This is a genomic window from Exiguobacterium flavidum (genome assembly GCF_003344535.1).
Classification (GTDB): domain Bacteria; phylum Bacillota; class Bacilli; order Exiguobacteriales; family Exiguobacteriaceae; genus Exiguobacterium_A; species Exiguobacterium_A flavidum.
The window spans coordinates 61,552-88,343 of record NZ_QPKS01000013.1 but is presented as its reverse complement, the minus strand read 5'-3'; the positions used below and the strand labels follow the sequence as shown (position 1 = coordinate 88,343).

32 protein-coding genes, 2 tRNA genes and 1 riboswitch are annotated in these 26,792 nt (G+C 56.1%); of the genes, 11 read left to right on the top strand and 23 right to left on the bottom strand.

Translation table 11 applies throughout. From position 1 onward, the window contains the following. Nucleotides 1-109 precede the first annotated feature (109 nt). From DFG60_RS12260 to acpS, 11 genes are all read right to left on the bottom strand, one after another. Nucleotides 110-201, bottom strand: a tRNA-Ser gene (locus DFG60_RS12260). A gap of 9 nt (nt 202-210) precedes the next feature. Beyond that, nucleotides 211-285, bottom strand: a tRNA-Asn gene (locus DFG60_RS12255). Nucleotides 286-433: 148 nt separating this feature from the next. Beyond that, entirely contained in the window at nt 434-880 is a 447-nt protein-coding gene (locus DFG60_RS12250) for a SprT family protein (RefSeq protein ID WP_114572064.1), read from the bottom strand. Next, a complete protein-coding gene (locus DFG60_RS12245) occupies nt 877-2,994 on the bottom strand; it encodes a Tex family protein (RefSeq protein WP_114572063.1) in 2,118 nt (705 codons plus the stop codon). The genes DFG60_RS12250 and DFG60_RS12245 overlap by 4 nt, the downstream gene beginning before the upstream one ends. A 77-nt stretch (nt 2,995-3,071) precedes the next feature. Next, on the bottom strand, nt 3,072-3,869 hold the full coding sequence (sigB, locus tag DFG60_RS12240; protein WP_232818710.1) for an RNA polymerase sigma factor SigB: 798 nt from the start codon (nt 3,867-3,869) through the stop codon (nt 3,072-3,074). Further along, entirely contained in the window at nt 3,835-4,320 is a 486-nt protein-coding gene (gene rsbW / locus DFG60_RS12235) for an anti-sigma B factor RsbW (protein ID WP_114572061.1), read from the bottom strand. Before rsbW ends, sigB begins: the two co-directional genes overlap by 35 nt. After that, nucleotides 4,317-4,643 (bottom strand): STAS domain-containing protein, encoded by a 327-nt coding sequence (locus DFG60_RS12230; RefSeq protein WP_114572060.1) that lies wholly within the window; start codon nt 4,641-4,643, stop codon nt 4,317-4,319. Before DFG60_RS12230 ends, rsbW begins: the two co-directional genes overlap by 4 nt. Before the next feature lie 147 nt (nt 4,644-4,790). After that, complete coding sequence (locus tag DFG60_RS12225; protein ID WP_114572059.1) at nt 4,791-5,141, bottom strand: type II toxin-antitoxin system PemK/MazF family toxin; 351 nt, start codon at nt 5,139-5,141, stop codon at nt 4,791-4,793. A 14-nt stretch (nt 5,142-5,155) separates the two neighbouring features. Then, nucleotides 5,156-5,368 carry a hypothetical protein gene (locus tag DFG60_RS12220; RefSeq protein WP_114572058.1) on the bottom strand — a complete coding sequence of 71 codons (213 nt, stop codon included), beginning with the start codon at nt 5,366-5,368 and terminating at the stop codon, nt 5,156-5,158. A gap of 121 nt (nt 5,369-5,489) precedes the next feature. After that, nucleotides 5,490-6,572 carry an alanine racemase gene (gene alr / locus DFG60_RS12215; RefSeq protein ID WP_114572057.1) on the bottom strand — a complete coding sequence of 361 codons (1,083 nt, stop codon included), beginning with the start codon at nt 6,570-6,572 and terminating at the stop codon, nt 5,490-5,492. Continuing rightward, the gene (gene acpS, locus DFG60_RS12210; RefSeq protein ID WP_114572070.1) at nt 6,550-6,927 is read right to left on the bottom strand and encodes a holo-ACP synthase; all 378 of its coding nucleotides are present in this window, start codon (nt 6,925-6,927) and stop codon (nt 6,550-6,552) included. Before acpS ends, alr begins: the two co-directional genes overlap by 23 nt. Nucleotides 6,928-6,995: 68 nt before the next feature. Here acpS and DFG60_RS12205 point away from each other — a divergent pair, with 68 nt between their 5' ends. Then, a complete protein-coding gene (locus DFG60_RS12205) occupies nt 6,996-7,739 on the top strand; it encodes a rhomboid family intramembrane serine protease (RefSeq protein WP_114572056.1) in 744 nt (247 codons plus the stop codon). Between the two features lie 54 nt (nt 7,740-7,793). Here DFG60_RS12205 and DFG60_RS12200 read toward each other — a convergent pair whose 3' ends face one another. Genes DFG60_RS12200 through DFG60_RS12190 form a run of 3 tightly spaced genes read right to left on the bottom strand, consistent with a single transcriptional unit; the run spans nt 7,794 to nt 8,832 of the window. Beyond that, nucleotides 7,794-8,057: a hypothetical protein gene (locus DFG60_RS12200; RefSeq protein ID WP_114572055.1), complete on the bottom strand. Its 264-nt coding sequence runs from the start codon at nt 8,055-8,057 to the stop codon at nt 7,794-7,796. Between the two features lie 12 nt (nt 8,058-8,069). Further along, complete coding sequence (locus DFG60_RS12195) at nt 8,070-8,567, bottom strand: hypothetical protein (protein ID WP_114572054.1); 498 nt, start codon at nt 8,565-8,567, stop codon at nt 8,070-8,072. After that, complete coding sequence (locus DFG60_RS12190) at nt 8,557-8,832, bottom strand: 4a-hydroxytetrahydrobiopterin dehydratase (protein WP_114572053.1); 276 nt, start codon at nt 8,830-8,832, stop codon at nt 8,557-8,559. Before DFG60_RS12190 ends, DFG60_RS12195 begins: the two co-directional genes overlap by 11 nt. 170 nt (nt 8,833-9,002) lie before the next feature. Between DFG60_RS12190 and DFG60_RS12185 the strand changes: the two genes are divergently transcribed. Next, entirely contained in the window at nt 9,003-9,533 is a 531-nt protein-coding gene (locus DFG60_RS12185) for a cysteine hydrolase family protein (RefSeq protein WP_114572052.1), read from the top strand. 15 nt (nt 9,534-9,548) lie between these two features. Beyond that, nucleotides 9,549-11,015 carry a nicotinate phosphoribosyltransferase gene (locus DFG60_RS12180; protein ID WP_114572051.1) on the top strand — a complete coding sequence of 489 codons (1,467 nt, stop codon included), beginning with the start codon at nt 9,549-9,551 and terminating at the stop codon, nt 11,013-11,015. Nucleotides 11,016-11,104: 89 nt separating this feature from the next. Here the strand turns inward: DFG60_RS12180 and DFG60_RS12175 are convergent, their stop codons facing one another. Further along, nucleotides 11,105-11,428, bottom strand: coding sequence for a hypothetical protein (locus tag DFG60_RS12175; RefSeq protein WP_114572069.1), 324 nt, complete (start codon nt 11,426-11,428; stop codon nt 11,105-11,107). 140 nt (nt 11,429-11,568) lie between these two features. On the opposite strand from DFG60_RS12175, the gene DFG60_RS12170 reads away from it, so the two are divergent. Next, complete coding sequence (locus DFG60_RS12170; protein WP_114572050.1) at nt 11,569-12,057, top strand: YwpF family protein; 489 nt, start codon at nt 11,569-11,571, stop codon at nt 12,055-12,057. Here DFG60_RS12170 and DFG60_RS12165 read toward each other — a convergent pair. Further along, entirely contained in the window at nt 12,054-12,644 is a 591-nt protein-coding gene (locus tag DFG60_RS12165; RefSeq protein ID WP_114572068.1) for a histidine phosphatase family protein, read from the bottom strand. The genes DFG60_RS12170 and DFG60_RS12165 overlap by 4 nt on opposite strands. Nucleotides 12,645-12,696: 52 nt before the next feature. Further along, the gene (locus DFG60_RS12160) at nt 12,697-13,656 is read right to left on the bottom strand and encodes an alpha/beta hydrolase (protein WP_114572049.1); all 960 of its coding nucleotides are present in this window, start codon (nt 13,654-13,656) and stop codon (nt 12,697-12,699) included. A 186-nt stretch (nt 13,657-13,842) separates the two neighbouring features. Between DFG60_RS12160 and DFG60_RS12155 the strand changes: the two genes are divergently transcribed. Together DFG60_RS12155 and DFG60_RS12150 are read left to right on the top strand one after the other, a co-directional pair. Beyond that, nucleotides 13,843-14,784, top strand: coding sequence for a metal ABC transporter solute-binding protein, Zn/Mn family (locus DFG60_RS12155; RefSeq protein WP_114572048.1), 942 nt, complete (start codon nt 13,843-13,845; stop codon nt 14,782-14,784). 69 nt (nt 14,785-14,853) lie between these two features. Further along, a riboswitch (SAM riboswitch) is annotated at nt 14,854-14,953 on the top strand. 75 nt (nt 14,954-15,028) lie between these two features. Then, entirely contained in the window at nt 15,029-16,330 is a 1,302-nt protein-coding gene (locus tag DFG60_RS12150) for a Na+/H+ antiporter NhaC family protein (protein WP_114572047.1), read from the top strand. An 82-nt stretch (nt 16,331-16,412) separates the two neighbouring features. Here the strand turns inward: DFG60_RS12150 and DFG60_RS12145 are convergent, their stop codons facing one another. The 3 genes from DFG60_RS12145 to DFG60_RS12135 are packed head-to-tail and all read right to left on the bottom strand — an operon-like array spanning nt 16,413 to nt 17,461. Continuing rightward, entirely contained in the window at nt 16,413-16,709 is a 297-nt protein-coding gene (locus DFG60_RS12145; protein WP_332871688.1) for a hypothetical protein, read from the bottom strand. Then, nucleotides 16,687-16,992 (bottom strand): DUF5345 family protein, encoded by a 306-nt coding sequence (locus tag DFG60_RS12140; RefSeq protein ID WP_114572046.1) that lies wholly within the window; start codon nt 16,990-16,992, stop codon nt 16,687-16,689. The genes DFG60_RS12145 and DFG60_RS12140 overlap by 23 nt, the downstream gene beginning before the upstream one ends. After that, on the bottom strand, nt 16,985-17,461 hold the full coding sequence (locus DFG60_RS12135) for an RNA polymerase sigma factor (protein ID WP_114572045.1): 477 nt from the start codon (nt 17,459-17,461) through the stop codon (nt 16,985-16,987). Before DFG60_RS12135 ends, DFG60_RS12140 begins: the two co-directional genes overlap by 8 nt. Before the next feature lie 140 nt (nt 17,462-17,601). Here DFG60_RS12135 and DFG60_RS12130 point away from each other — a divergent pair, with 140 nt between their 5' ends. Further along, nucleotides 17,602-18,414 (top strand): aldo/keto reductase, encoded by an 813-nt coding sequence (locus DFG60_RS12130; RefSeq protein ID WP_114572044.1) that lies wholly within the window; start codon nt 17,602-17,604, stop codon nt 18,412-18,414. Between the two features lie 49 nt (nt 18,415-18,463). Here the strand turns inward: DFG60_RS12130 and DFG60_RS12125 are convergent, their stop codons facing one another. The 3 genes from DFG60_RS12125 to DFG60_RS12115 all read right to left on the bottom strand — a co-directional run bounded on the left by DFG60_RS12125 (nt 18,464) and on the right by DFG60_RS12115 (nt 22,946). Then, nucleotides 18,464-18,925, bottom strand: coding sequence for a DUF1877 family protein (locus DFG60_RS12125; protein WP_114572043.1), 462 nt, complete (start codon nt 18,923-18,925; stop codon nt 18,464-18,466). A gap of 142 nt (nt 18,926-19,067) precedes the next feature. Continuing rightward, nucleotides 19,068-20,363: a globin-coupled sensor protein gene (locus DFG60_RS12120; RefSeq protein WP_114572042.1), complete on the bottom strand. Its 1,296-nt coding sequence runs from the start codon at nt 20,361-20,363 to the stop codon at nt 19,068-19,070. A gap of 135 nt (nt 20,364-20,498) precedes the next feature. Further along, a complete protein-coding gene (locus tag DFG60_RS12115) occupies nt 20,499-22,946 on the bottom strand; it encodes a CoA-disulfide reductase (RefSeq protein WP_114572041.1) in 2,448 nt (815 codons plus the stop codon). 235 nt (nt 22,947-23,181) lie between these two features. Between DFG60_RS12115 and DFG60_RS12110 the strand changes: the two genes are divergently transcribed. The 4 genes from DFG60_RS12110 (at nt 23,182) to DFG60_RS12095 (ending at nt 26,792) form a co-directional block, all read left to right on the top strand. Continuing rightward, the gene (locus DFG60_RS12110; protein ID WP_232818709.1) at nt 23,182-23,670 is read left to right on the top strand and encodes a type III secretion system chaperone family protein; all 489 of its coding nucleotides are present in this window, start codon (nt 23,182-23,184) and stop codon (nt 23,668-23,670) included. Nucleotides 23,671-23,864: 194 nt separating this feature from the next. Continuing rightward, entirely contained in the window at nt 23,865-25,034 is a 1,170-nt protein-coding gene (locus DFG60_RS12105) for a hypothetical protein (RefSeq protein WP_114572040.1), read from the top strand. A 16-nt stretch (nt 25,035-25,050) separates the two neighbouring features. Next, the gene (locus DFG60_RS12100; protein ID WP_114572039.1) at nt 25,051-25,977 is read left to right on the top strand and encodes an NAD-dependent epimerase/dehydratase family protein; all 927 of its coding nucleotides are present in this window, start codon (nt 25,051-25,053) and stop codon (nt 25,975-25,977) included. Further along, entirely contained in the window at nt 25,950-26,792 is an 843-nt protein-coding gene (locus DFG60_RS12095) for a lysylphosphatidylglycerol synthase domain-containing protein (protein WP_232818708.1), read from the top strand. Before DFG60_RS12100 ends, DFG60_RS12095 begins: the two co-directional genes overlap by 28 nt.

Sequence of the window (26,792 nt, the reverse complement as noted above, 5' to 3'; positions counted from 1 at the left end):
GGATTCGAACCCGTGTTACCGCCGTGAAAGGGCGGTGTCTTAACCGCTTGACCAACGGGCCATAAGTAAATGATAATTATTCGAAAGTAACATTTTCACAAGAGATGACTGGCGGAGATGGAGGGATTCGAACCCTCGCACCAGTTTCCCGGCCTACACCCTTAGCAGGGGCGCCCCTTATAGCCACTTGGGTACATCTCCAAAAGAAAATGGCTCCGCAAGTAGGATTTGAACCTACGACCTACCGGTTAACAGCCGGTTGCTCTACCGCTGAGCTATTGCGGAATGATTGTTCACATCGGAACACTTTTAAATGATAACAACTTTACCTTTTCGCGTCAATACTTTTTCGCAAAAGTTTTTAGCGCCGATATGTCGTTTATCTCGTGTCGTTTTGGCGACTTCTATAATTTATCATGCTCCGATGTGAACGTCAACTACTTTTGTAAAAAATCTTTCCTTTGCATTTTCCGCATCGATAACGGACCGGATCCATGCGCCGTTTCCTTCTATATAATGCCCTGCATTCGTTGCACTCATACACGTGGATTTTTTTGTTCGCGGCTGATCCCTCCACTCGCGGACAATAGCGCAGACCGCCGTATCGCTGCAGCCACTCCTTGAAGTCCGCATCCCCGTGACGATGCCCCTTCCCCGACAGATGTAAATGATAGTGACATAATTCATGAATGACGATCCCTCGAAACGTCTCCATGTCAGAAAGGAAGAGACGATTGAAGTCGAGATGGTGATCGTCCAGAAAATAACGACCACCTGTCGTCTTCAAGCGATGATTGAACACTGCCCGATGTGTGAAGCTCCGTCCGAAGACGGTGTCAGAAATCTCCTCAACGTACGCTTGGAGCATCTCATCCGTCATGGTTTGACCATCGTCAATCCGATCCGTCCCCGTTCGACTTCGATGCTCGTCACCCATACCGTGACGATATCCCCTACCGAAACGACATCGAGCGGATGTTTCACGCGACCTTTGCTGAGCTTCGAGATGTGGACAAGCCCGCTCTCCTTCACACCGATGTCGACGAATGCGCCGAAATCGAGAACGTTCCGGACCGTGCCTTGGAATTCCATGCCGACTGCGATGCTGTCGAGCGTCAGTACATCTTTTCTGAGAATCGGTTTGTCGAGCGCCTCGCGCGGATCGCGGCCCGGGCGTTCGAGTGCTTCGATGATGTCACGAAGCGTCGGGAGACCGATTTCTAAACTTGCAGCTGTCTCATCAAGCGCCAACGCCGCAAGCTCGCTTCGCAGTCTTTCAGTCCCGACGCTCTCGAGATCGAGCCCGATGCGCGCGAATAACCGTTCTACCGTCGCGTACTGTTCCGGGTGAATCGGTGTACGGTCAAGCGGATGCACCCCGTCCTGAATCCGCAGGAATCCTGCCGCCTGCTCATACGCCTTCGCTCCTAGACGCGGCACTTTGAGCAATTCCTTGCGCGTCTTGAACGGTCCTTCCGCGTTCCGGCGTTCAACGATTTTCTTCGCCGTCGCTTTCGTCAGACCTGCGACGTATCCGAGCAGCGGCTCTGACGCCGTGTTGACGTCGACACCGACCTGATTGACGACCGTCTCGACGACGAACTCGAGCGTCTCCTTCAGTTTCGTTTCAGCAACGTCATGCTGATACTGTCCGACACCGACCGACTGCGGATCGACCTTGACGAGTTCCGCGAGCGGATCCTGCAGACGCCGGGCAATCGAGATGGCCGAGCGCTGTTCGACTTGAAGGTCAGGAAACTCCGTCCGCGCGATTTCAGAGGCAGAGTAGATGCTCGCCCCCGCCTCGTCGACGATCGTGAAGGCCGCTTGCGGATGTCGCTTGATCCAGTCGGCGACGAATGCCTCCGTCTCGCGTGACGCGGTGCCGTTTCCGATGGCGACAAGTTCGATGCCGTATTTGTCGACGAGCTCCGAGAGGATCGACTTCGCTTCGTTCGCCTTCGCCTCAGACATCGTCACGTAGATGACGCCGACTTCCTTCAAGTTCCCCGTCGCATCGATGACTGCCCATTTACATCCGGTCCGGTAGGCTGGATCGAGACCGAGCATGACCTTCCCTTTCATCGGCGGCTGCATGTAGAGCTGGCGCAAGTTCTTGCCGAACACCTCGATCGCCTGCTCCTCTGCCTTCTCCGTCAACATGTTGCGGACTTCGCGCTCGATGGCGGGAGCGACCGATTTTTTATATCCTTCTTTGATTGCTTCCGTCACGATCGCCTTCTTCTTCGGGACGAGGCGCTCATACCGTCTGAGCAACGGAGCCAACACACGCTCTTCATCCCAGGCGACCTTGACGCTGAGGACGCCGAGGGATTCACCGCGGTTGATCGCCAGAATACGGTGCGGAACGATGCTTTTGACACGCTCTTCATATGCGTAGTACTGTCCGAACACCTTCTTCTCGTCCTGAGCGCCCTTCTTCTCCTTCGTCACGACCTGGCCCGCTTCACTGGCAGCACGCCGCGTCCGCTGCCGGACGTCCTGCTGTTCGCCCCACTCTTCAGCGATGATCGCCTTCGCCCCGGCGATGGCGTCTTTTTCATCCATCCCTTTGCACAGGGCAACAAACTTGCCGTCACTCCAGTTCGACGTGTCGCGCAGCCAGTCAGCGAGTGGCGAAAGCCCTGCTTCCCGTGCGATTTCCGCCTTCGTCCGGCGTTTCGGACGGAACGGCAGATACAGGTCCTCGATTTGCTGCAGCGTCGTCGCGACATGGAGCGCTTCCTTCAGCTCCGGCGTCAGACTGCCGAGAGCTTCGATCTTCTCGAGCGCATCCGTTCGTTTCCCTTCGAGCTGGGTGATCGCCTTATGGCGGTCGAGGATCGCCTTGATCTCCACCTCATCGAGTTCCCCGGTCTTTTCCTTCCGGTAACGGGCGATGAACGGGATCGTCCCGCCCTCTTCCGTCAGTTTCAGCACAGCCTTGATTTGCTCTATTTTCAGACCGAGTTCGGTCGCGATTCGTTTTTCCATTCTGATCACCTCTCCTTCAGTATACCGGAACGAACGAAAAAAAAGACCGATGCAGAGGCATCGATCTTTTGAATACGTCAATCCTTCGAGAACACTTCGTTCGGTTCGACCTTGATCGCTTCACGAAGCTTCTGGAGGGCACGGCGTTGCAGGCGCGATACGTGCATCTGCGAAATCCCGAGCAGTTCCCCCGTCTCTTTTTGGCTCATGTTGCGGTAATAGGCACATTCGAGAATCGAACGTTCACGATCAGTCAGAACAGCGAATGCCTTCTCGAGGATCAGTTTCTGATCGACGGAATCATAGCCGTTCTCCTGCTTCCCGACGAGGTCGAGCAGCGTGACCGTGCTGCCTTCCTGGTCCGCCTCGATCGAGCTGTCAACCGAGAGGGCTTGATAGCTCTTACCCATCTCGAGCGTCTCGAGCACTTCCTCTTCCGAAACCTCAAGATGTGCCGCGATCTCGTCGATGCGCGGTGAGCGTTGCAGGTCAGTCGTCAATTCCTCGACAGCCTTCTTGATTTTCGGTCCGAGCTCCTTGATCCGGCGGGGAACATGGACGCTCCACGTCTTATCACGGATGAAGCGCTTGATTTCACCGATGATCGTCGGGACTGCGAACGATTCGAAACTGCGTCCGAATTCCTTGTCGAAACGGCGAAGGGCAGCGAGCAGTCCGATCATGCCGACTTGAACGAGATCATCATGGATGGGACGCCCGCGTGAGAACTTCCGGGCAAGTGCCTCGACCAAGTCTGAATAGCGCGCAAGCAGCTGCGCATGCACTTCTTCATTCTGGTCGTCCTGCTGGTACAGGTCGATCAGTCGTAAAACTTCGTCATCACTGTGATGGCGTTGTTGAGACTTTGCTGGCACTTTGACCCACCTCATCTCTATTCATATATTTCGTCATGTGGACGGTGACGCCGTTCGCTTTTTCGATCGTGACCCGGTCCATCAAGGCTTCAATCATCAAGATGCCCAGCCCTCCTTCATGCAATGAATCGAGGTCGTGGTTCTCAGTAATCGGTGAGCTTTGGCGCTTGACGCTATCCTTGTCGAACGTCACTCCGCTGTCCTTGACGATGACTTCGAGACGGTCGTTCGGGTAGACGTTGCACGTCAGCGTCATCGAGCCCTCTTCGTTTTCTTCGTACGCGTGCTGAACCGCGTTCGCACAAGCTTCCGAGACAGCGATCTTGATGTCTTCGATTTCATCATAGGTATAGCCCATGCGGTTCGCGACTCCAGAAACCGTCAGACGCGCGATGGCGACGTATTCGGGTTTAGCCGGGATTGCCATTTCAAGCTGTTCGTACTTCGTCATTGCGCTCCACCTCGCACACCATTGTCGATGGTGATGATGCTAGAGAGTCCTGTTATCTCGAACAGGCGGCGGATTCGTTCCGAAACGCCGATCAATGTAAAGCTCGTTTCGTTCTTTTTCGCCGCTTTCAATGCTCCGACGAAAACGCCGAGACCTGTCGAATCCATGTAATGGACTTCGTCGAGGTGTACGACGACGTCTCCTGCTTCGACCGCAGGCACGAGTTCCTGACGCAATTTTGGTGCTGTATACGTATCAATCTCTCCGGCAACATAGATATGCGTTTGACCTTCAAGTTGTTCTTGGCGAATGTTTAGATCCATCTTCAAGTTCCTCCTCAGGAAATCCTCTGTTTAAATGTCACTCGGGTATGATTCCCCAATTTCTTGACATCAAAACATCTTTTTTAAAAATATTAAAAAAAAAGCCGTATACTGACGTACGACCTTTTCCTCTATTTATGTAAGTGCCTAGAAATCAATCAAGCCTAAGCTGATCGCAACGGCACTGTTTACTTTCATCATCGTGTCTTCGTCTAGGTGAGTGACTTTATCCGTCAGACGGCGTTTGTCGATCGTACGGATTTGTTCAAGGAGGATGACTGAGTCACGTTCTAGGCCGTGACGCTCTCGATATACTTCCACATGGGTCGGCAGTTTGGCCTTGTCGATCTGCGCCGTGATCGCTGCTACGATGACCGTCGGACTGAATCGGTTACCAATATCATTCTGTAAAACGAGGACTGGGCGTACCCCACCCTGTTCTGATCCGACCACAGGTGACAAATTTGCATAAAACACGTCGCCACGCTTCACTATCAAAGCTTACACCCCGCTTACTTGACGTAGAGTGAGAACTCCGCCTCCGTTTCAATCTGGAACATCTCGCCTACGATCCCTAAGTTGATCGCTGCCATCTCTTCGTAACCACGCTTCAATTCTTCACGTAGCTGACGTTTGCGTTCTTCGGTCGTTCGATTCGACTTCATCCCGATCGTCCCCTTCGCTACATTTTGTTCAACAAACCATTTTTCCTGTTGTTGGACCAAGATTTGGCACCTCCAGATTCACTGAAACCTAAACGAACAACTCACTTTCTACTTCAATATATCAGTGGTATTCCTAAAATACAATCAAAATCCAGAGAAATAACATTTTTTAGAAATTCGGTCAACGAATCTCACGCGGCACCCTTTTTGAAAACTGGCAGAGCAGTTCATAATTGATCGTACCGAGCCAGTGCGCTGCTTCGTCTAACGGTGCGCCTTCGCCGATCAGCGTCACTTCCGTCCCGACCGGGTACTCGCCCGGAAGCCGGATCATCAGGCGGTCCATGCAGACGCGTCCGACGATCTCACACGGCTGGCCGTCGACGATGAGCGAATATCCTTGAAAGCGGCGTGACCATCCGTCGGCGTATCCGATCGGGACCGTCCCGATCCATTCCGCTCGCTCTGCCGTATAAGTCGCCCCGTAGCTGATCGTCTGCCCCGGCTCGACGCGTTTCGCCTGGACGAGCTGACTCTTCAAGCCGAAGGCCGGTTTCAGGAAATCGTAATACGCCATCATCTGGTCAGACGGCAATGCGCCATACATCGCGATACCGAGGCGGACGAGGTTGAACGGACCATTATCCGGAAGAAGACGGAGGGCGCCGGCAGAATTCGCGGCATGGATGTATCTCAAATCAGGTGCCGCCTCGACGAACTTGAGGAAGGTCGCCTGTTGCTTTTCGAACAGTTCACTGTCGAGTTCGTCAGCCGTCGCGAAGTGCGTATAGATCCCGTCGAGCTGCATCGTCTCCGGATCGACGGCATCGAGCAGCGCCTCGAGCTCTTCGAGCGTCTGCAGACCGAGCCGGCCCATCCCGCTGTCCACTTTGATGTGGAGACGCAACAGATCGACGTCCGTCAGATGCATCCGTGCCGCACGGAGCCATTCCGCTGAAAAGACCGGTACTGCGACGTCGTAGTTCGACGCGACCGCCACGTGCTCCGGCGCTAGTGCCTCAAGCATCAGGATCGGTGCGAGTATCCCCGCCTCACGAAGTTCGATCGCCTCCTCGAGTAGCGCGACGGCGATCATCGTCGCCCCGTTCTCGAGCGCCGTCTCGGCGACAGTCACCGCACCATGTCCGTAACCGTCCGCCTTGACGACGGCCATCAGCTCCTCGTCGCCGATCCTCTGCTTCACTTCTCTTACGTTGTGGGCAATCGCCTCACGGTCTACTTCAATCCACGTCGGTCGATACATCTGCATACCTCTTCTCTAACAAGACTTGTGCTGCCGCATAATGTTCCGAATGGGTGATCGTCACATGGATCACGCCATCGAAAGGCGCTGTCAGGACAGGACGTCCGGACGATTCGTTCAATATTTCGATGTCCCGGAAGGATAGCTGACCGATCCCGGTCCCGTATGCCTTCGAGAAGGCTTCCTTGGCTGCGAATCGGCCTGCGAGGTACTCGATCTGCCGTTTCCGCGGAAGTTCTTGATAGCGCGCGAGTTCCCGCGTCGTCAGGATTCTAGCCGGGAAACGCGGCTGTCTTTCGACCGTCTCCTCGATTCTCCCCAGTTCGACCAAATCCATCCCGATTCCATGAATCATCGTCAGCGCCCCCATAGTATTCATCTTCGCCATCTTCCATTAAACTAGAAGAGAAGCGAGGTGAAGTCATGTTCAATCGAACGGAAAACCTAAAAACGTTCACGCGTTCCTATCCGGTCGTTTCGTTGTTCATTTTAATCCAAGTCAGTCTCTTTGTCATCGAACTCTTGAACGACTGGCTCACCCTCCCCTACTCGCCGCTCTATTACGGCTCTGCGATCAATCTGTTCATCGCCCAAGGGGAATGGTGGCGCGTCGTCACGGCGACGTTCCTCCATTATGATTTCTGGCACGTCGCCTTCAATACGTTCGGCCTCGTCATCTTCGGACCTGCCGTCGAGCGGATGATCGGCTCTGTCCGGTTCGCGGCGATGTACCTTCTCGTCGGGACGCTCGCGAACGTTCTGACCTACTTCACGACGATCAATGAGTTCGGATATGCGCAGGCGGGTGCGTCAGGTGCGATCCTCGGACTGCTCGGGTTCTATGTTTACCTTGCCCGTTTCCGTCGCCCGCTCATCCTCGCCCAAGACGCGCAGCTCGTCTACATCTTCACGGCAGTGACGGCCGTCTTTACGCTGATCGGCTCGAACGTCTCGGTCTTCGGACATCTGTACGGCTTCCTGCTCGGCTTCCTCGCAGGTTTCGTCTTCGGGAAGTCGGCCGTTCCGTTTACGCGTCCTGCGCCGAGCGGCCGGTCGTTTGGTACGGGGTACTCTCCGCGTCCGAGCAGCAACGGGCAGACCGGGAAAATCCTGTTCTATGTCGTCATCGGCCTTGCCCTGTTCGGTCTCGTCGCACGATTCCTCTAAACACGAAGAAGCCCCCGTCTCCGCTTTCCGGATTCGGGGGCTTGCTTACGTCCGTCACTTGCGGAGCGACTCAGCGAGGTCCTTGACGTCATCGATCAAGTTGTGGATTGTCTCCTGGTTTTCCGTGTAGAGCGCCTTCAGCTGCTCGAAGCGTCCGCGCGGATCTTCCTTGACCGCCGCAAGAGACGTCCCTGCGCCACCGAACATGCGCTTCGCGCAAGCCGTTTGTGTCGTGCGTGTATCCTTATGAAGGAGCGAAAGACCTGCCCCGATTACTGCGCCACCGACTGCACCGATCCAAAAGTAGTTCTTTGTCATTGTGTGTTCCCCCTAGTTCGTTTTATGGATGAGATGATACCGTTTGATGATCGGCCCGGCAGAGAGCGCCGCACCTGCCTCTTCAGCATACTGTTCAGCAGTCAGCCGTTCAACTGATTTCAAGTAGGACGACGCATCCGCGCTGTCGCGGAACTGGATCAGGACGATGAGGTCCGTCCCCTTCAGGACGCGGCCGATCCTGAGTGCCTGGAAGCTGTCCGTCTCCGCCCCGATCAGCTTCGGGTCCGACATGACGTGATGGACGAACAGGTCGCCGCCATTTCGTTCTGCCGGCACCGACCAGTAGACGATGTCCCCCTCGTCGCCGAAAACGCCGCGCGCCTCGAGCACGTCGTAGCCGTGGCCGCTCTGGAACGGTGACTTCCCGTCCGTCTCGATGAAGAGCAGCGCTTCGCCAGCACCGCTCGCCGCCCGGATGTTGCTATCGCGTTCCATGATTTTTTCAATGAAGCTGCCGCTACCGAATGAAAGATAGAGTTTAGATGGCATCACAGGCCTCCGCGAGTTCGAAGTCTTTTCCAGTCAGGCCGCCGGCGTCGTGCGTCGTGACGGCGAGCGTGACCTTCTTGTAATCGATCAGGATGCGGGGATGGTGCCCGAGGTGTTCCGCGAGCGCCCCGACCTCCTGGACGAAATCGAGCGCCGCCGGGAAGCTGTCGAGCGTATAGGTGCGCGTGATTTCTCCATCTGCGACACTCCAATCGTTCAACCCTTCAAGGCGTTCCTCCACCTCGTACTCATTCAACCTCTCCATGCCCATCTCCTCCTTCGGAACGTTTTCGTCCTATACCTTATACCCCACTTTGCCGAATCGTTATACCTTGATTTCCAGATGATTTCTTCCTTTGGTGTTGGGTATGAGATTAGAGTACAATGTGAAGGAAAGCACTATTACTTTTTCATTATAGAAGGGGGCAGACGCTCATGCGTGCTCTGGTAGTGATCGATTACACGATCGATTTCGTCGCGACGGACGGGAAGTTGACGTGCGGTGCGCCGGGTCAGGCGATCGAAGGACGGATCGCGGACTTGATGGAGGAATTCAAGGATGACTATCTCGTCATCGCAAACGATATTCACGAGGAGAACGATCCGTATCATCCCGAGACGGCGTTGTTCCCGCCCCACAACATCCGGGGCACGCACGGGCGCGACCTGTTCGGGCGTGTCGCACAGTATGCGCGCTATGCGCATCACGCGATCGACAAGACGCGTTACAGCGCCTTCGCAGGGACCGACCTCGACCTGCGTCTCCGCGAGCGCGGCGTCCGGGAAGTCCATCTCGTCGGAGTCTGCACGGACATCTGCGTCCTTCATACGGCTGTCGACGCCTATAATCTCGGCTATTCGATCGTCGTGCACGCGGACGCGGTCGCGAGCTTCAACCCGACAGGCCACGACTGGGCGCTGTCACACTTCAAAGAAACGCTCGGCGCGAAAGTCGTCGAGGGATGAGAAAGGATCTGTCTTATGCTTAATCGTAACCTTGCGCTCCATACCGATCTGTATCTGCCACGCTGGATGTATATTTACTGGAAGGAAGGACGGCAGGATGAACGTGCGGTCTTCGACGTCTACTACCGCTCGAATCCGTTCGAAGGCGGGTATGTCGTGTTCGCCGGCCTCGAGAACGTGATCGAATACGTCCGGTCGCTCAGCTTCACCGAGGAGGACATCACCTACCTGCAGAAGATGATCGGATTCCCTGACGAGTTCAAGGACGAGTTGCGGAACTTCCGATTCACGGGATCGATCGCGAGCGTCCAGGAAGGCGAGATCGTCTTCCCGAACGAACCGTTGCTCCGGATCGAGGCCCGCATCTTCGAGGCGAAGCTGCTTCAGACGGCGATACTCAACATCACGAACCACGAGTCGCTCATCGCGACGAAATACGCACGGATTCGCCAGTCTGCTCCCGATGCGAAGTTCCTCGAAGCCGGTTCGCGCCGGGCACAGGGGATCGACGCGGCCTACTTCGGCACGCGCGCTTCCTACCTGGCAGGATTCGACGTCACGAGCCTCGCCTCTGCAGGTCGCGACTTCGACATCCCGTGCGGCGGGACGATGGAACACGCGGACATCCAGTTCCATGACGATGAACTGACGGCGTTCCGGACTTTCGCGACCTACTATCCGGACCAGACGACGCTGCTCGTCGACACGTACGACACGCTCAAGAGCGGCATGCCGAACGCGATCATCGTCGCGAAGGAGCTCGCCGCGAAGGGCTATCGGCTAAAGGGTGTCCGGATCGACTCCGGCGACCTTGCCTACCTCTCGAAGCGTGCCCGCAAGATGCTCGACGATGCCGGCTTCGAGGACGTCGACATCATCCTCTCGGGCGACCTCGACGAGTACGTCATCCAGGACCTCCGGATCCAAGGGGCACAGGCGAACACGTTCCTCGTCGGGACGCGCGGCATCACCGCGTATGAACAACCTGCGCTCGGCATGGTCTACAAGCTCGTCGCCCGGGAAGAGGATGGCGAGATCGTCCCTGTGATCAAGGTGTCCTCTTCGAAGGCGAAGACGACGACGCCGCACCGGAAGAACTTCTACCGGATCATCGACAAGGAGACGAACAAATTCAAGGGCGACTACATCTCGCTCCATGACGAGGATCCGACTGGACAGGACTCGATCGAGTTGATCGACGTCCGGGACCCGGCGTTCCGGAACAAGATCAAGAACTTCGAGGTCGAGAAGCTACTCATCCCGATCTTCGAGGATGGCGAGCTCATCTACGATATCCCTACCGTCAAGGAGAGCCGCGCCTACCATGAGAAGCAGATGAGCCGGCTGTGGGAGGAATACAAGCGCCTTCGCTTGCCGGAAGTATACGCCGTTACATTCAGCGACCGCCTCTGGCAGCTCAAGCTCGACATGATCCGCGACACGCGTGTCGAAACGCTCGAGAAGAACAGCCCGACTTCATGACCGTCGGATGAAGACGAAAAAGCACCAGCTCCGTCCCCTCGCAAGGGACAGGGCTGGTGCTTTGCATTTGTCCGGATTCGGTCCGGGTGTCAGCTGAACCGTGCATTTCCATTCGGTGCGTTCACTTGAGGTGTCGTTTCCATTTGACGACGAAAGTACCACGCGAAGGCGAGCGCACCTCCGATGAAGGCGATGTAAGTGATACGCTGACCGAACTCGGCGAGCGAATCCGCATAAAAGACACTGATCAGGTGATCGCTGCCGCTCAGCAGAAGCAGATAGGCGATGATCAGGGCAATCCGATAAGCGAGTGAAGGACGCTCTTTCGTTTCAGCATGCCAATAGAGCACGATATGGTGGGTCAACAGGACGATCCCGATGATCCCGAGAATTCCGATTACAGCTGGCGGCATAGCGAAGGCTCCTTCCATCTCATTCTCTTTTCATTTAAACACAATTCTTTCCACCGCGTTACCAAAAGTTTTCTACTCCACTCTTTTCAAAAAAGTTATAATGGGAGCAACCAGAAGCTCGCCTTTAGGAGGTGCTCTCTTTGAAGACATTCAAGCTTTGTTCATTCCGCATTTTGATGGACGAGTCGGGACACGAGGAGACCGTGCCGGTCGAAATCACCGACGGTTTGACCGTCAGCACGGATCAGACAGCCCAGTGGGTCGTCGAAATCGTCGTTCCGGACAAGGATCAGCCTGTGATCGATGCACTCTTTGAGAAGAACCATCGCGCCCTGATCGAGGTCGCGATCTCCCGTCCGGACAATGATCCGGCTGCTCTCATCGTCACTCCGCTCGAACGTGTACCGCTCAGCAAGAACGTCTCGTACCTGTTCAACGCCAAGATGGTGATGATGAAAAATGATCTGTCGGAGATGATTCTTCGCCAGGTCGTCGAGGAGGACTACAGCGGCGAATCCCTCGTCACGGAGTACATGGCACGCCGTTCCGCGCGCGGCGAGCATATCAATGCGATCGCGAAGGAGACGTTCCGTCAATACCTCGACGAACACCCGTATATCGCGTTCTAGACCTTCTTCGTCCCGTCCGTGATATGCTCAGCTACGTTGATCCGTTCGATGGTATACTCGCCGTCGTGACGGATGTAGTTCGCGCACGCATTCTTGAGCGGCGTCCGGTAACTGAATGAGTCATCAATCGAGGACAGGGCGGCTTTGATCGTATGCGAATGGCAGACGATCAGAAGCCGCTTTCCTGCATGTTTCGCGACGATTTCCTCGATCGCCGCGAAGACGCGCGCCTGGATTTCCTCTTCCTTCTCAAGTCCCGGGACTCGCTCGGCGTCGTTCGCCTGAACCGCCTCGTAGATGGAAGCGACCGGTTTCCCGGAAGCAAGACCGAACTCGCGTTCGACGAGCCGGTCGTCCGTCGCATGCACCGTCAGCCCGACCGCCCGTCCGATGATCTCCGCTGTCTCGACGGCGCGCGACAGCGGACTTGCGATCAAGACATCCCATTCTTCCTGCGCAAGGAAAGCCGCGCTCTCTTTCGCCTGTCTTCTCCCCGTCTCATTCAACGGGATGTTCTCTCTTCCCTGAATCCGCTCATCGCGGTTCCAATCCGTCTGGCCATGCCGGACGAGACAAATCTCTGTCAAATACATGATCTCAAAACTCCTCTTCAGAAATATGCCCTATCTTACCACGTTTCTAATGGACCGTCTGCCGCGGAGGCAAGGCGAGGACCTGGCAACTGAAGGACTCGATCCGCTCGAGCAGACGCTCGATCTTGACCGGGTTTTCCGTTTGGGCGAAGCTCGCAAGGGAGTGCGTGCCGTTCGGGAAGGAGAAGAGACGGATATCGGCACCTACGTCGGCACCGCGTTCGATGAAGTGAAGGGCTTGCGAAAACGGGACGATCGGATCCTTCTTGCCATGAAGCAGCATGATCGGCGGTGATTCCGCTGACAGGTGCGTAGCGGGTGAGCAACGTGTCATGAGCGCACGCCAGTCGTCCCGGTTCCCTTCATAGAACTTGATATGGGCGATCCACGTCTGGACGAACTTGAACAGCAGGTAATTCGTCGGCGGATAGAGCGCGATGACTCCGCTGATCAACGGGAACTGATGGGCTGGCCGCTCTCCGACGAACTCCTCCGGCGCAAGCGCAGTCGTCAAGAGCAAGGCCGCTCCGGCCGAGTCTCCCCAGACGAGGAGTCTGCCCCGCTGGATCATCAGGTCGTCTGCCTGTTCCTGGATAAAGCAGAGCGCATCACGGACGTCCTCGAGATTCGCCGGGAAGTAGACGCCTTCCGCGAACAACCGGTAATCGATGCTCGCGACGGCGATGCCGAGTTCAAGGAAGCGGTCGACGATCGGAGAGAAACAGAACAGATCGTCGCGCGTACCGCGGACGAAGGCCCCGCCATGAGCATAGACCGCGACAGGAAACGGTCCTTCCCCAGGCGGATAATAGAGATCGATCGACAGCTCCTCTGCGTCTACCTTCTTATAGACGACGGTCCGGGGCGCAAGTTGGATCTCCGGGCGTGGCAATGCCGGCTCCGTCCATCTGAGCAAGGCACCGTAATTGTTCCAGATGCTCGCTCCTGCCGCCGCTGTCGTCAAGAGGGCGGCTCCGCCCATCAACCATGCCGTTTCACGTTTCACCTGATCACCTCCAAGAACCGGTCGACTCCTGTGACTTTTGTCTAATATGATGTTACCCGATTTCTTTGATTCCGGAACTTCGTCGCCCTCACCCTTGACGCTTCCGTGAGGCTCCGCTATATTTATAAAGCACAAATCGTAATTATTACGTTTTAATGGACGAATTCACTCTTTGGAGGTAATACCATGTTCAAACCGATCGCCTTATTATCCATCCCATTCCTGCTTACGCTCGGGGCCTGTTCTTCTTCCGAGGAGAAGGGCAGTGAATCCGATAAGTTGAAAGTCTATGCCTCGACCTTCGCGACCGCCTCGATCGCGCGCGATATCGGCGGAGATGATGTCGATGTCGAGCTCGTCGTCCCGGCCGGCGCTGATCCCCACTCCTACGAGCCGACCTCGAAGCAGATGACGGAGATCGCGGGCGGTGACCTGTTCCTCATGACAGGCACGACGCTCGAACCTTACGCAGAGAAGATCAAGAACAGCCTGGAGGGAACGGACGTGAAGTTCATCGAGACGAGCACAGGCATCAAACTGCTCGAGGTCGCGGAGACGGTCCATTCCCATGAGGAAGAGGACCATTCCGAAGAAGACGAACATGATCACGGACAGTTCGATCCGCACGTATGGCTCGACCCCGCGAACGCGCAGCTGATGGCGCAAGAGATCACGAAAGCGTTCAAGAAAGAGGCGCCGGACGCATCGGATGCCTTCGAGAAACGCCTCGCGACGTTCGACGAGAAGGCTGTCGAGCTTGACCGTTCCCTGCAGGAGGCAGTCGATGCCGGCTCGAAGAAGGAGTTGCTCGTCACGCACGCCGCCTATGGCTACCTCGCTGAGAAATACGGCTTCGAGCAGCTTCCGGTCGCAGGCATCACACCGTCGGAGGAACCTTCGCAAAAAGAGCTCGCGCAACTCGTAGCGGAAGCGGAATTGCACGGCTTGAAGTATATCGCCTTCGAGGAGACGGTCTCGCCAAAAGTCGCCCGCGTCATCCAGCGGGAAATCGGGGCGGAAGCCGTGACGATCCACAACCTGGAGTCGGTCGCGAAGAGCGATCTCGATGCGAGCTACTTCGAGCTGATGGAAGAGAATGCCGCGACCTTGAAAAAGGCGCTCAACTGATTCGTCTGTTGACAAGCAGCTCCCGATGAGATAGGGTAAACCTCGTGCTAAAAAAAACCGAATGACTTCTTTTTATCGAGAGAGACAGAGGGACTGGCCCGATGATGTCTCGGCAGCGGACGATGCGTCTGTGCCAAATCCAGCAAGCCACAGGCTTGAGAGATGAGAAGAGTGTCTTTTCCTTGAGACCTCTTTCTGTCGTTAGAAAGGGGTCTCTTATTTTTCAGAAAACGAGGTGAGGCGGATGGAAACGACGATTTCCCCGAATAAATGGGCACTTCTGCCCCTGCTGGTCTTCCTGGTGCTCTTCATCGGTGCCGGCGTCTGGTATGATGACTTCTACAAATTCCCTGTGCTGATCGCAGCGTTGATCGCCCTGATCGTTGCTGCGATCATGACGAAGGGCAGCGTGACACAGACAGTCGAGCGGATCGCGCTTGGCGCAGGAAACCCGGACATCCTCGTGATGGTCTTCATCTTCCTGCTCGCCGGAATCTTCTCCGGTACGGCGAACGCGATCGGCGCAGTCGACGCGACGGTCAACGCGGCGCTGACGTTCCTCCCCCCTTCGCTCCTGATGAGCGGCCTGTTCGTCATCGCCGCCTTCATCTCAATGGCGATGGGTACGTCGACCGGGACGATCGCGGCACTCGCCCCGATCGCTCTCGGCGTCCATGAAGAGACGGGTGCGAACGTCGCGCTCGCAGCGGCTTCGGTCGTCGGCGGCGCGATGTTCGGAGACAACCTCTCCTTCATCTCGGACACGACGATTGCTGCGGTCCGTACGCAGAAGACGAACATGCGCGATAAGTTCCGGACGAACTTCTGGATCGTCCTGCCAGCCGCGATCGTGACGGTCATTGCCCTCGCTTTCGTCTCGGGTGCAGGCGAGGTCGTCGACGCGAAAGCATTCGAATGGTACAAACTGGTCCCTTATCTCGCTGTCATCATCCTCGCCCTGTTCGGGATGAACGTCATCCTCGTCCTGCTCAGCGGGACGGTGCTTGCCGGTGTGATCGGCATGCTCGACGGAAGCTTCGGCTTGAGCGGCTTTACGCAAGCGATGGCCGAAGGGTTGATGGGCATGGCCGAGATTTCGATCCTGACCCTCCTGATGGGCGGACTCGTCGCTCTCATCACCTACAACGGAGGCATCAGCTATCTGAAGGAACGCCTGACGCGCCGCGTCTCATCTAAAAAAGGTGCCGAGTTCAGCATGGCAGCCCTCGTCAGCGCGACGAACGTCTCGACTGCGAACAACACGATCTCGATCCTCGTCGCAGGACCGATCGCTGCGGAGATCGCCGATTCATATGGCATCGAGCGGAAGAAGTCAGCGAGCATCCTCGACATCTTCTCATGCGGCGTCCAAGGCATCATTCCGTACGGCGCACAGCTTTTGATCGCTGCCGAACTGACGAAGACGGCTTCGCCTGAGTTGATCCCGTACCTGTTCTATCCGTTCCTGTTGTTCATCTGCGGGGCTGTCGCGATTCTCATCGGCTTCCCGCTCAAGTCAGCTTCGGAAGAAGAAAAGGTCGCCTAACGAAAAAAGTCGAATTCCCTGTCGTCTCTCTCCAGCTTTTGCGGAGGTCAGAGACGATGAGGATGTTCGACTTTTTTCGTGTTCATCTTTTCTTCTTCGTCACGGCATGATAGACCATGTAGGCGATCGTCGGCATCGGGAACTGGATCAATCCGAGCCCGCCCCAGAGCCATTTATTATACCCACGTTTTCTCGCATCGAGAAAAAGAAGTGTCGCCTGCGTGCCGAGCACCCCGAACAATGCAATCCAAAACGCCGGCTTCAAATCTGTCGCTTTCTGTTTCATCTCGATTCCTCCTTCGATTTGTGAAACGAGGAGCACGAGCGATAGCAGGATGACCACTGCCCCGAACCAGTTAAGCCGATTCATCCCTCGCATGAGACCCCTCCTTTTTCAAAAGCACGACGAGCACGATGATGGCAGCGAACGCTCCGAACGCCTGGATGAGCAGGACAGCGGTCAAGGACGCGATGCCGATACTGAAGAGCAAGAGGAAGATACAGGATGCGACGGCCCAGAACCGAAGCAGGTCCTTCCATAGCTCCTTCCTGCGGCGAGTCTCTCCTTCCTCGATCCACTGGTGGATCTCGACACGGCTCGGCTGCTCGACCTCGATGTCGTCGAGCGATCCAAGCAACCGTTCCAGCTCTTTTTCATCCACTTCGTTCACTCCCTTTCAGGCGGCGCATCGCGAGATGGAGCCGCGATTTCACCGTTCCTTCCTTCAAACCGGTCATTTTTCCGATCTCTTCATACGTATACCCTTGCGCATGCTTGAGGATGACGATCAGCCGCAGCTCCGGTTCGAGGCCGTCAAGCAGACTGAGCGCCTCGATTCTCGCCTCTGCGCTTGGCGTGCTGACAGGCTGTTCCCGCTTCAGGCGTTCGAGGTGGGCGGTCTCGACCTTCCTTCTTCGATACTTGTCGATGTAGAGGTTCGAGGCGACACGAATGAGCCAAGCAATCGGGTTTTCCACCGGGAGCTTCTCCTGATGGACGACCGCCCGGACACACGTCTCCTGCACGAGGTCTGCCGCCTCCTCCTTCGAGCCCGTCAGCTTGAAAGCATAGCGGTACAGTGCCGCATACTCCCGCTCAAGCACTCGGGCCAGTTCCTCCCTTTGGTCCATCGCCTCACTTCCCTTTCATTTGGTAGACGAACGCCTCTCGCCTTTCGTTCATTACTTTTTCGATGCGTTTGAGCGGAAACCTGCTTGTGCTTCGTGCTACGATAGGAGCGCACAATAATCGGTTTGAAGGAGGAGTCAGTATGCAATACGCAAAACTTTCAAACGGCGTCACGATCCCGCAAATCGGGTTCGGCGTCTGGCAAGTCGATGAAGAGACAGAGGCACCGCAAGCGGTCGCCGAGGCACTGCGCGTCGGTTACCGCCATATCGATACGGCAGCCGTCTACAAGAACGAACGCGGCGTCGCGAAGGGCATCCGTGAGAGCGGCGTGAATCGGGAAGACATCTTCCTGACGTCGAAGGTCTGGAACGACGATATCCGTGCAGGCCGCACGAAGGAAGCATTCCAGGAATCACTCGACCGTCTCGAGACGGATTACCTCGACCTCTACCTCATCCACTGGCCGGTCGACGGGTTCGTCGACGCGTGGAAGGATATGATCGAGCTCTATGAGGCCGGAAAGATCAAGGCGATCGGCGTATCGAACTTCAAGGAGCATCACCTCGACACGCTGGCAGAGGAAGGGCTCATGACTCCGATGATCAACCAGGTCGAGCTCCATCCGCAATTCCCGCAGCATGATCTGCACGAGTACATGCAGGATGCAGGCATCCAGATCGAAGCATGGAGTCCGCTCATGCAAGGGAAGTTCCTTGAGGTCCCGGTCTTCGCGGAGATCGCAGAGAAACATGGCAAGACCCCGTCGCAAGTCGTCCTGCGCTGGCACCTCGACAATGGGATCGTCGCACTCCCGAAATCGGTCACGCCGTCGCGAATCAAGGAGAACTTCGACGTGTTCGACTTCCAGCTCGACGCAGACGATCTCGAGCAGATCGATCGTGTCGCGACAGACGTCCGGATTGGTCCGGATCCTGACGAAATCGACTTCTAAATGACAAGAGGACTTCGTTCTTCCGTTCCCGGAGACGAAGTCCTCTTTTTCACGTGTAATAGATCAACAGCGTCTCCTTCGCCGTTTCCGCCTCCTTGAAGAAAGTGCGCAGTTCGCAGAACGTCGTCCAGATCGGTTCGAACGCCCCTTCGAGGTCGCTCTCATCAAAGATCGCTCCGAGCGTCTCCTGATCGAAGCTGTTCATCACCTCGGTCGCAAGCACGAGCAGCGGGAACGGCAGGATTCCGACGATCGCCGCCTTGTTCTCATTGACGATCAGCTCCTCTCCGATCACCGCACGGCTCAGATTGTACTGCGTCGTCCGGTCGATCAACACCTCGATCTGCTGAAGCAGCTCGAACATGCGCGGCGTCTCTTCGAGCGAGAAGAGCTGGGTCGCGTCCGGCTTCGTCTCATGAATGAACAGGATCCAGTCCATGATGATGTTCGGATCCTCTCCGAACGACTCGAACACGGCGTCCGTCACTCGGATATAATGCGTCTCCTCCAAAGCTCTCCCCTCCTTTCGACCGCTTTCCTTCTAGACTATTCCCGATTCCGTGTGAGTTAATATCTTTTCTTTCCCGTCCTCCTCAAGTGGACCTAAAAAAACGCGGTATGACCCGTATTCGAGCCGTACCGCGTTTTTACATTCATAGTGCGGTCGCTGCCGCCTGAAGGCCGTCCGCCGTCTCGGCGATCGATTCCGCGACGTGGCGCATGTTCTCGATCGTCTCGGCCACCTCTTCCGTGTCCGCGGACAGTGCAAGAATTCCGCTCGACACCTCGGTCGTATGCGCAGTGATCCGTTCGAATGCACGTGCCACCTCGTTCATCTCGGCAGTCGTCCGGATGATCGCTTTCTCCGTCTCCCCCATCCGACCGGAGACGAGTTTCATCTCCGACGTGATTTCCTGCGCGATTCGCGACGTTTCGGCAGCAGAGGTCTTGCTCTCCTCCGCGAGCTTCCGGATCTCCTGCGCGACGACCGTGAACCCTCGGCCGAACTCACCGGCCCGTGCCGCCTCGATCGACGCATTCAGACTGAGCAAGTTCGTCTGATCGGAAATCGCCGTCACCATCCCGGCGATCCGCTCGATCTCTGCCGACAGCTGCGCGAGCTTCTCCATCTGTCTTGCCGTCTCTGTCATCTCACCTGCGACACCTTCGAACCGGTCAGACTCTGCCCGGACGAGTTCGACGCCTGATTCCGCCTCGCTCACCGCTTCTGCCAAGCGGTCCGACAGCGTCGTGGCTGCGAGAGAGACGCCTTGTGCGTGCCGTTCCATCTCATGGAAACCGGCTGACGATTCCTCGCTCATCGCAGCGAGTTCTTCCGTCGACTGCTGGACGGCGTGACCGATCCGGTCCTTCGCTGCTTCGACTGCGGCCCGCTCCTCGTCGATCTTGTCCTCGTACATCGTCAGGACGATCTGCTGTTCGAGGTTGAACAGCTTGCTGATCGCAAGCGTCGTCCTGATTTTCGCTTCCGGTGCCATCGCACTCTCTTCGATCTTGCGCGTCAAGACGTTCAAGATTTTCTGGAACGATGCGATGTACCATTTGTTATGCAGACCGATCTTGACGTGACGATCGGCGATGACACGCCGGACGTGGATATATGGTGCATCGATCACCCCTTCGAACATCTGCTCGATGTGGCGGGCAAGCGTACCCTTCAGCCGTTCGACCGTCGAGTGGTTCTCGATCAGATGCCGCAGTTCCGGTACCGCGAGCAACTCACCGTAAAATGCCTCGACCATCTCGGGCATCCATTCCTTGACGTTCGGACGGAGCGCCCGTGCGATTCGCAAGTCCTTTTCCGTCAAGTCGATCAAAGTCGCCTGCGCCTTCAATTCGTCCGTCAAATCGAGCTTGATGTTGCCTGTTTCCTGACCGATCTGTTCATCGAAAGATTGCTCCGTGTTTTTTCTGTTCCAAAACTTCATGTCGATTCCCCCAAACTGCTAATTCTTTCCTTATTCCATAACGGTCAGTCGGATTGGATTGTTAAGCGTTCTCAAAAAAAATCGCAAAAAAGGGAACGCTCTTCTCAGAGCGCTCCCCTTCACCGTACGTATTATTCAGATGAACAGGTTCAGGTTCGAGCCTTCCGTCGCGCCGAGGTAGCTCGCGACGCCGCCGTACTCGACGCCATCCATCAGTTCTTCCTTCTTGATCCCCATCACGTCCATCGACATCGTGCAGGCGATCATCCGGACGCCTGAAGCCTTCGCCTTCGCGATCATCGTCTCGAGTGCGTCGACTTGTTTGTCCTTCATGACCTTCTTCATCATCTTCTGACCGGCACCGCCCATGTTCATGTTCGATAGCGGCAGGTCACCGGCATGTTTCGGCATCATCATGCCCATCATCTTCTCGATACTCGCCTTCTCGACCGCGGGAGCGTCAGGCTTGCGGATGACGTTCAAGCCCCAGAAGGTGAAGAACATCGTCACTTGCTTGCCCATCGCCTGTGCGCCCTGCGCGATGACGAACGAGGCGAGCGCCTTGTCGAGTTCTCCGCTGAAGACGACCATCGTCGCATCGTCCGCCGTCTGCGCCATGAGCGGAGCGGCTTCCGTCTGCCCCTGACCTTTTTCGATCAGCGCTTCGACGACACCGTTGTTCAATTCAGCTGAACGGACCGTGTGACCTAGTTTCTTCGCCCATGCTTGGACGTCTGGCAGAAAGCCTGGATCCGACGCCTTGACGAACACTTGCTGACCGTCCGTCATCTGATCGATCTTCGTCTTCAGCTCGAGGATCGGTCCAGGGCATTGCAAGCCGCATGTGTCGAGAAGCATGACCTCCTCTTTCGGTTTCGTTTCAGTCTTGACTGGTGCTTCAAGCGTCACTGCTGTCTCCTCCTTCGCGATACGGGCCTTTGCGTCACGATCGACGACCGACCATGTCTTGTAGCCGCCGCTCAAGTTCTTCACTTTGAATCCGTTTTGTTTCAACAGCTGGCTTGCGACATATCCACGCAGACCGACTTGGCATGTCACGTAGATCGTCTCATCCTTCGGCAATTCGTCGAGCGAAGCGCGAAGCGTCGGGAGCGAGATGTTCTTCGACCCGGGAATCGCACCGAGTTCATTTTCCGAAGGTTCCCGGACGTCGAGCAATAGACCGCCGTTCGCGACGATTTCATCGATCTCGTCGAAGTGGACGATTTCCGTGTCCCCGAGGACGATATTCGACGCGATGTATCCTGCCATGTTGACCGGATCCTTCGCTGAGCTGTAAGGCGGTGCATACGACAGTTCGAGATCAGGCAGATCGAGGACAGTCAAGTTCCCTTTGATCGCCGTCGCGAGGACGTCGATCCGCTTCTCGACACCAGTCATCCCGATTGCTTGTGCCCCGTAGATTTTCCCATCCTGCGGGTCGAACAGGAGCTTGAGTGAGATCGGGCTCGCGCCAGGATAATATCCGGCATGTGAACCTGGGTGAAGATGGATCGCCTCGTAACGTTTTCCGAGCTGTTTCAGACGTTTCTCGTTATTCCCCGTCGAAGCGACCGTCAAATCGAATACTTTCGCGACAGCTGTTCCGAGCGTTCCGTTGTACTGAACGTCGCGTCCAGCGAGAATGTCCGCGACGAGACGACCTTGACGGTTCGCCGGCCAAGCGAGCGGCACGTGTGTCGCTTCGCCTGTCACATAATCCTTCACTTCGACCGCGTCTCCGATCGCATAGATCGATGGTTCGGACGTGCGCATCTTCTCGTCGACCTTGACCGCACCTTTGATTCCGAGTTCGAGACCCGCTTCCTTCGCAAGTGTCGTCTCCGGCATGACACCGATCGAGAGGATGTTCATGTCCGTCTCGATGACGCGTCCGCTAGTGAGCGTCACACGGCGTCCTTCTTCCTCGAACTTCGCGACGCCGTCGCTCAGGATCAGCTCGACGCCTTTCGCGCGGATGTGTTCGTGGACGATCGCCGCCATCTCGGGATCGACCGGTGCCATGACCTGGTCCGCCATCTCGACGAGCGTCACCTTCGCTCCGCGTTCGACGAGGTTCTCAGCCATCTCAAGACCGATGAATCCGCCGCCGATGACGATCGCATGCTGCGGCTTCGCTTCATCCACGTAGCTGCGCATCTTGTCCGTGTCCGGGATATTTCGGAGCGTAAAGACGTTCTTCGCTTCATCGAGTCCCGGAATGTTCGGACGGATCGGTTTCGCACCAGGCGACAGGATCAGGTTATCGTATGTCTCTTCATACACCTCGCCCGTCTCGACTTTTCGGATCGAGACGGTCTTGTTCGCAGGATTGATTGCAATCGCCTCTGACAGGTTGCGGATGTCGAGATTGAATCGGGCGTTCATTCCTTCAGGCGTCTGAACGAGTAACTTTTTGCGGTCCTTGATGACATCGCCGATATAATATGGAAGTCCGCAGTTCGCGAACGAGATTTCTTTCCCGCGTTCAAGCAAGATGATCTCCGCTGTTTCATCCAATCGGCGAAGGCGTGCTGCTGCTGTCGCCCCGCCGGCCACTCCACCTACAATGATCGTTTTCATGATTGTTTCCTCCTTGGTATGACTCTATCTGCACTTAATATACCCCTCGAGGTATGAATGTTCAATAAGAATGATCACTAATTCACATAACGTTCAAATATTGTGAGAGAATGAACAAAATGACTGGTTGATTTTCTTCCCTCTGAAACTTTCCCTCTATTATAGCGAGCTGGTGTTGCATTTCCACCTTAAATGCTTGAAACTGAACACATAGCATCTAAAGGGGGATTTAAAGATGGATGACCGTAACATGAACGAACCAGAGCAAGAAAACCCGGCAATGGAGTTGCAAAAGCAACACGTCCAGGCCTTCCAGCAGTTCCTTGCTGAAAAACAACTCGGACTCGAGACGCTCGAGTCGGATACACACGTCGCCTTCCGCACGCTCGAGAAGACGCCGCACGGCGCAGAGCCTGAGATGATCATCGCCTTCCGTAAGCCTTCGACTGACGTCGAACTTTACGCGCGCGCGATCATCCGCGTCCCTGACCACGTCGAGGACCTTCCTGTCCTCAACGCCTTGAACGACTTCAACCAGGAGTTCAAGTACTTCAACGTCATCCTCGACAGCGACCGCGACGTGACGATCTCCTCGACGCTCGATCTCGACCACGGTTTCAACCCGGCCGCGATTTTCGGACACTCGGTCATGATGTTCCAAGCTTCTGACGAAGTGTACGACTACATGACGAAGTTGTTCGTCCAAATCTCTCCTGAAGCATGATTGGAGAAACAGACGGTATTTTCCGTCACTGCCCGCAGACCTTTCGCGTCTGCGGTCTTTTTTTCGCTATTTAGTTAACAAGGTTAGTTGACGATGAGAATCATTCTCGATATAGTGATTGTTGTGAAAACGGCTACAGCAGTGGCATAAATCAGAGAATATGATATATAGAAAAGACGGGGGATATTTTCATCATGAACAAACGATTGAAGGCAGTATCGATTTTAATGGCGGCAGGACTTCTCGCAGCGTGCGGAAACGAGGAGGCTGCTCCGAAGAAGACGGCGAAAACTGAAACGGCGGCAGCGAAGACCGAGCAAGCGACAGAAGCGACACTCGCGCTCGAGCTCGAGACGTTCAGCACGATCAAGGCAGAACTCGACCGTGCAAAGGAAGGCAAGACGGTCGACTGGAAGAAAGTCCAGTCTCTCTACGAAGAGAAGATGCAAAAGAACGTCGGTCAGACCGCTCCTGAAATCGAGCAGGTGATCAGTTCAGCCATCGCAGGAATCCAGTCACAGGAACTCGATGCAGGCGTCGCGCGCCAGCTGATCGACAAAGGGATGCAGTCTTACTTCTATAAGTTGCAGAAGTCGACACAGAACACGGCTGAAGAGGCGGTCAAGGCTGGAAACAAGGACGAGGCGGAAAAAGCGCTCGAGGATATCTCGTCGATGGCGACGACTGTATTCATCCCGACAGCTGAGAAGCGGGACGCGAGCTACGGCTTCAAGAACGAGGAATCGATCGCTCAAGCGATCAACTCCGGCCTCGACGCCGAGAAGTCTGCGATCGCAGCCGACTCCGCAGCGGACTTCGGTGTCGCGAAACAATTGACGGACAAGTCGATCTACCGCACGTTCTATCTCGCAGCCCTCGGTTACTCGCAGAAGGTGGAGGACGGTGTCAAAGCGAAGGCTGATCAAGCCGAGCTCCAGATGGAACAGGCAGAAGGCTACGGATTCCTCCTTGCGATCGAAGAGTCACTCGCCGGCGGAGACGAGGCAGCGACTGCCCGCTTGAAGGAAATCTACGACATCTCGAAGACGAAACCGGAAGACGTCAAATATGCTGAAGTCGAATCACTGTTCGCTAAGGCGCTGACAGCGAAGATCAACGGTTATCATACGGAGGCCCAAGCTGCGCTCGACAAGAAGGAAGTCGACACGGCACGCGTCGAGGCGATGGAAGCGAACATGTTCCTGATCGCCCTCAAACCGACGCTTACAGGGAAGCTCGGAGAAGCTGAAACGAAGAAGCTGCTTGCGGAAGCAAACACATGGTACGCACAAATCGAGAAGGAAGACGAAGCTGCCAAGACGACCAGTGCTCAAATCGTCGAGACACTCAAATCGCTGAACTAAGAAAGGAGTGGACCACTTGAACATCGTCATCACTGGAGGCGCAGGCTTCATCGGGTCCGCTCTCGCTCTAAGGCTCAAGTCATCGCATGACGTCACAGTCGTCGACGCCTTCACGGATTACTACGATATTTCGCTGAAACGCAAGCGTGCCGATCTCTTGCTTGATCACGGCATCCAGGTGAAGGAAGGCGACGTCCATCTTCCATGGTTCAAGGAATGGTGTAAGAATCAGAAGTTCGATGCGTTGTTTCATCTGGCTGCTTTGCCGGGTGTCCCGAAATCGCTCGAGGACCCCCACCGCTACATCCAGGAGGACATCGGAATGACCGTGACGGTCCTCGAAGCCGTCCGGGAGGCGGGCATCCCGCGCTTCTTCTTCGCCTCATCGTCCTCCGTCTACGGGGAACAGAGCGGTCCGGTCCGTGAGAAGGACGCGACGGGCGACGTCGTCAGCCCATACGCCGCCGCGAAATACGGCGCCGAGTCTTTCTGCCGTTCCTATCAGCATCTGTACGGGTTCGACGTGACGATTTTCCGGTTCTTCACCGTGTATGGACCGATGGGGCGTCCCGACATGGCGCTCGATCGCTTCGCGAAGCAGGCGCTCAGTGGCGAGCCACTCTCTCTGTTCGGTGATCCGGTACGAGATTTCACCTACATCGACGACATCACACAGGGGATGGAGCAGGCGCTCGAGCATGGTGCTGTCGGCACATATAATCTCGGTGCCGGCCTGCCGACACGGCTCTCTGAAATCGCGGAGCGCCTGGCTGCCCGTTACGGTCTCGAACTCGTCCGGGAAGAAAAGCGTCCCGGCGACGTCTCACTCACGTGGAGCGACTGTAGTGCGGCAGAAGCCGCGTTCGGCTACCGCCCATGTGTAACGATCAATCAAGGACTCAAACAGGTGCTCTCATGGCACGAACAACAAATCTTCGCGTGACTGCGAGCGTCTTTTTGACGCTCGCATTTGGTCTTTTATTCGCCATGCTGCTCGATTTCAAGACGTTTCTCGCATACGGTCGGACTCTCGTCCGTCCGGAGACGGCCCTCGCCGTCCTGCTCTACGCAGGAGCGTTCCACGTCCGGGCGTTCGCCTGGGGGGATGCGGACGAAAAAAAGGGAAGGCACGCCTATTACGTCGCCTCCCTCTACACGGGGCTCGCAATCAACCATCTCTTTCCCGTCAAGCTCGGTGAGACCGTCCGCTTCCTGACTGGCCGCCTGCTCGGCAGCCCGGCGAAGCGGACGATGGCGATCCTCGCAGCTCAGCGCGGTGTAGACCTCGTCGTTCTTGGCGGACTCGTCGCGTTCGGGCTCGTCGCCTCATCAGGCGTCGTCAGCATCGTCGCCCTCTTGTCAGGAATCACCATCATCGTCTTCGTCAGAAGGTACGTCAAAAGCCTGCTCGTCCTGTCGAGCCTGTCCGCCTGGATCCTCGAGGGACTGGCCGTCTGGTGCCTGCTGATCGGTGCAGGTGTTTCACTTTCGTTCGCGAACGTACTCGTCGCGATGAGCGCCGGCGTCTTGTCCGGCATCTTCCAGTTCACACCCGGAGGTTTCGGGACATATGAACTCGCGATGGGTGCCGTCCTGAAGGCATACGGTGTCGCAGGCGCGTTCGAAATCGCCCTCATGACGCATGCCTTCAAATATGCATTCGCCTACGGCGCGTTCTGTTACGTGTTCGTCAGGCACCCGAAATGGATGCGCTCCCTCTTGTCACTATTTCGGCAACGGGGCGCTGAAAGGATGTAA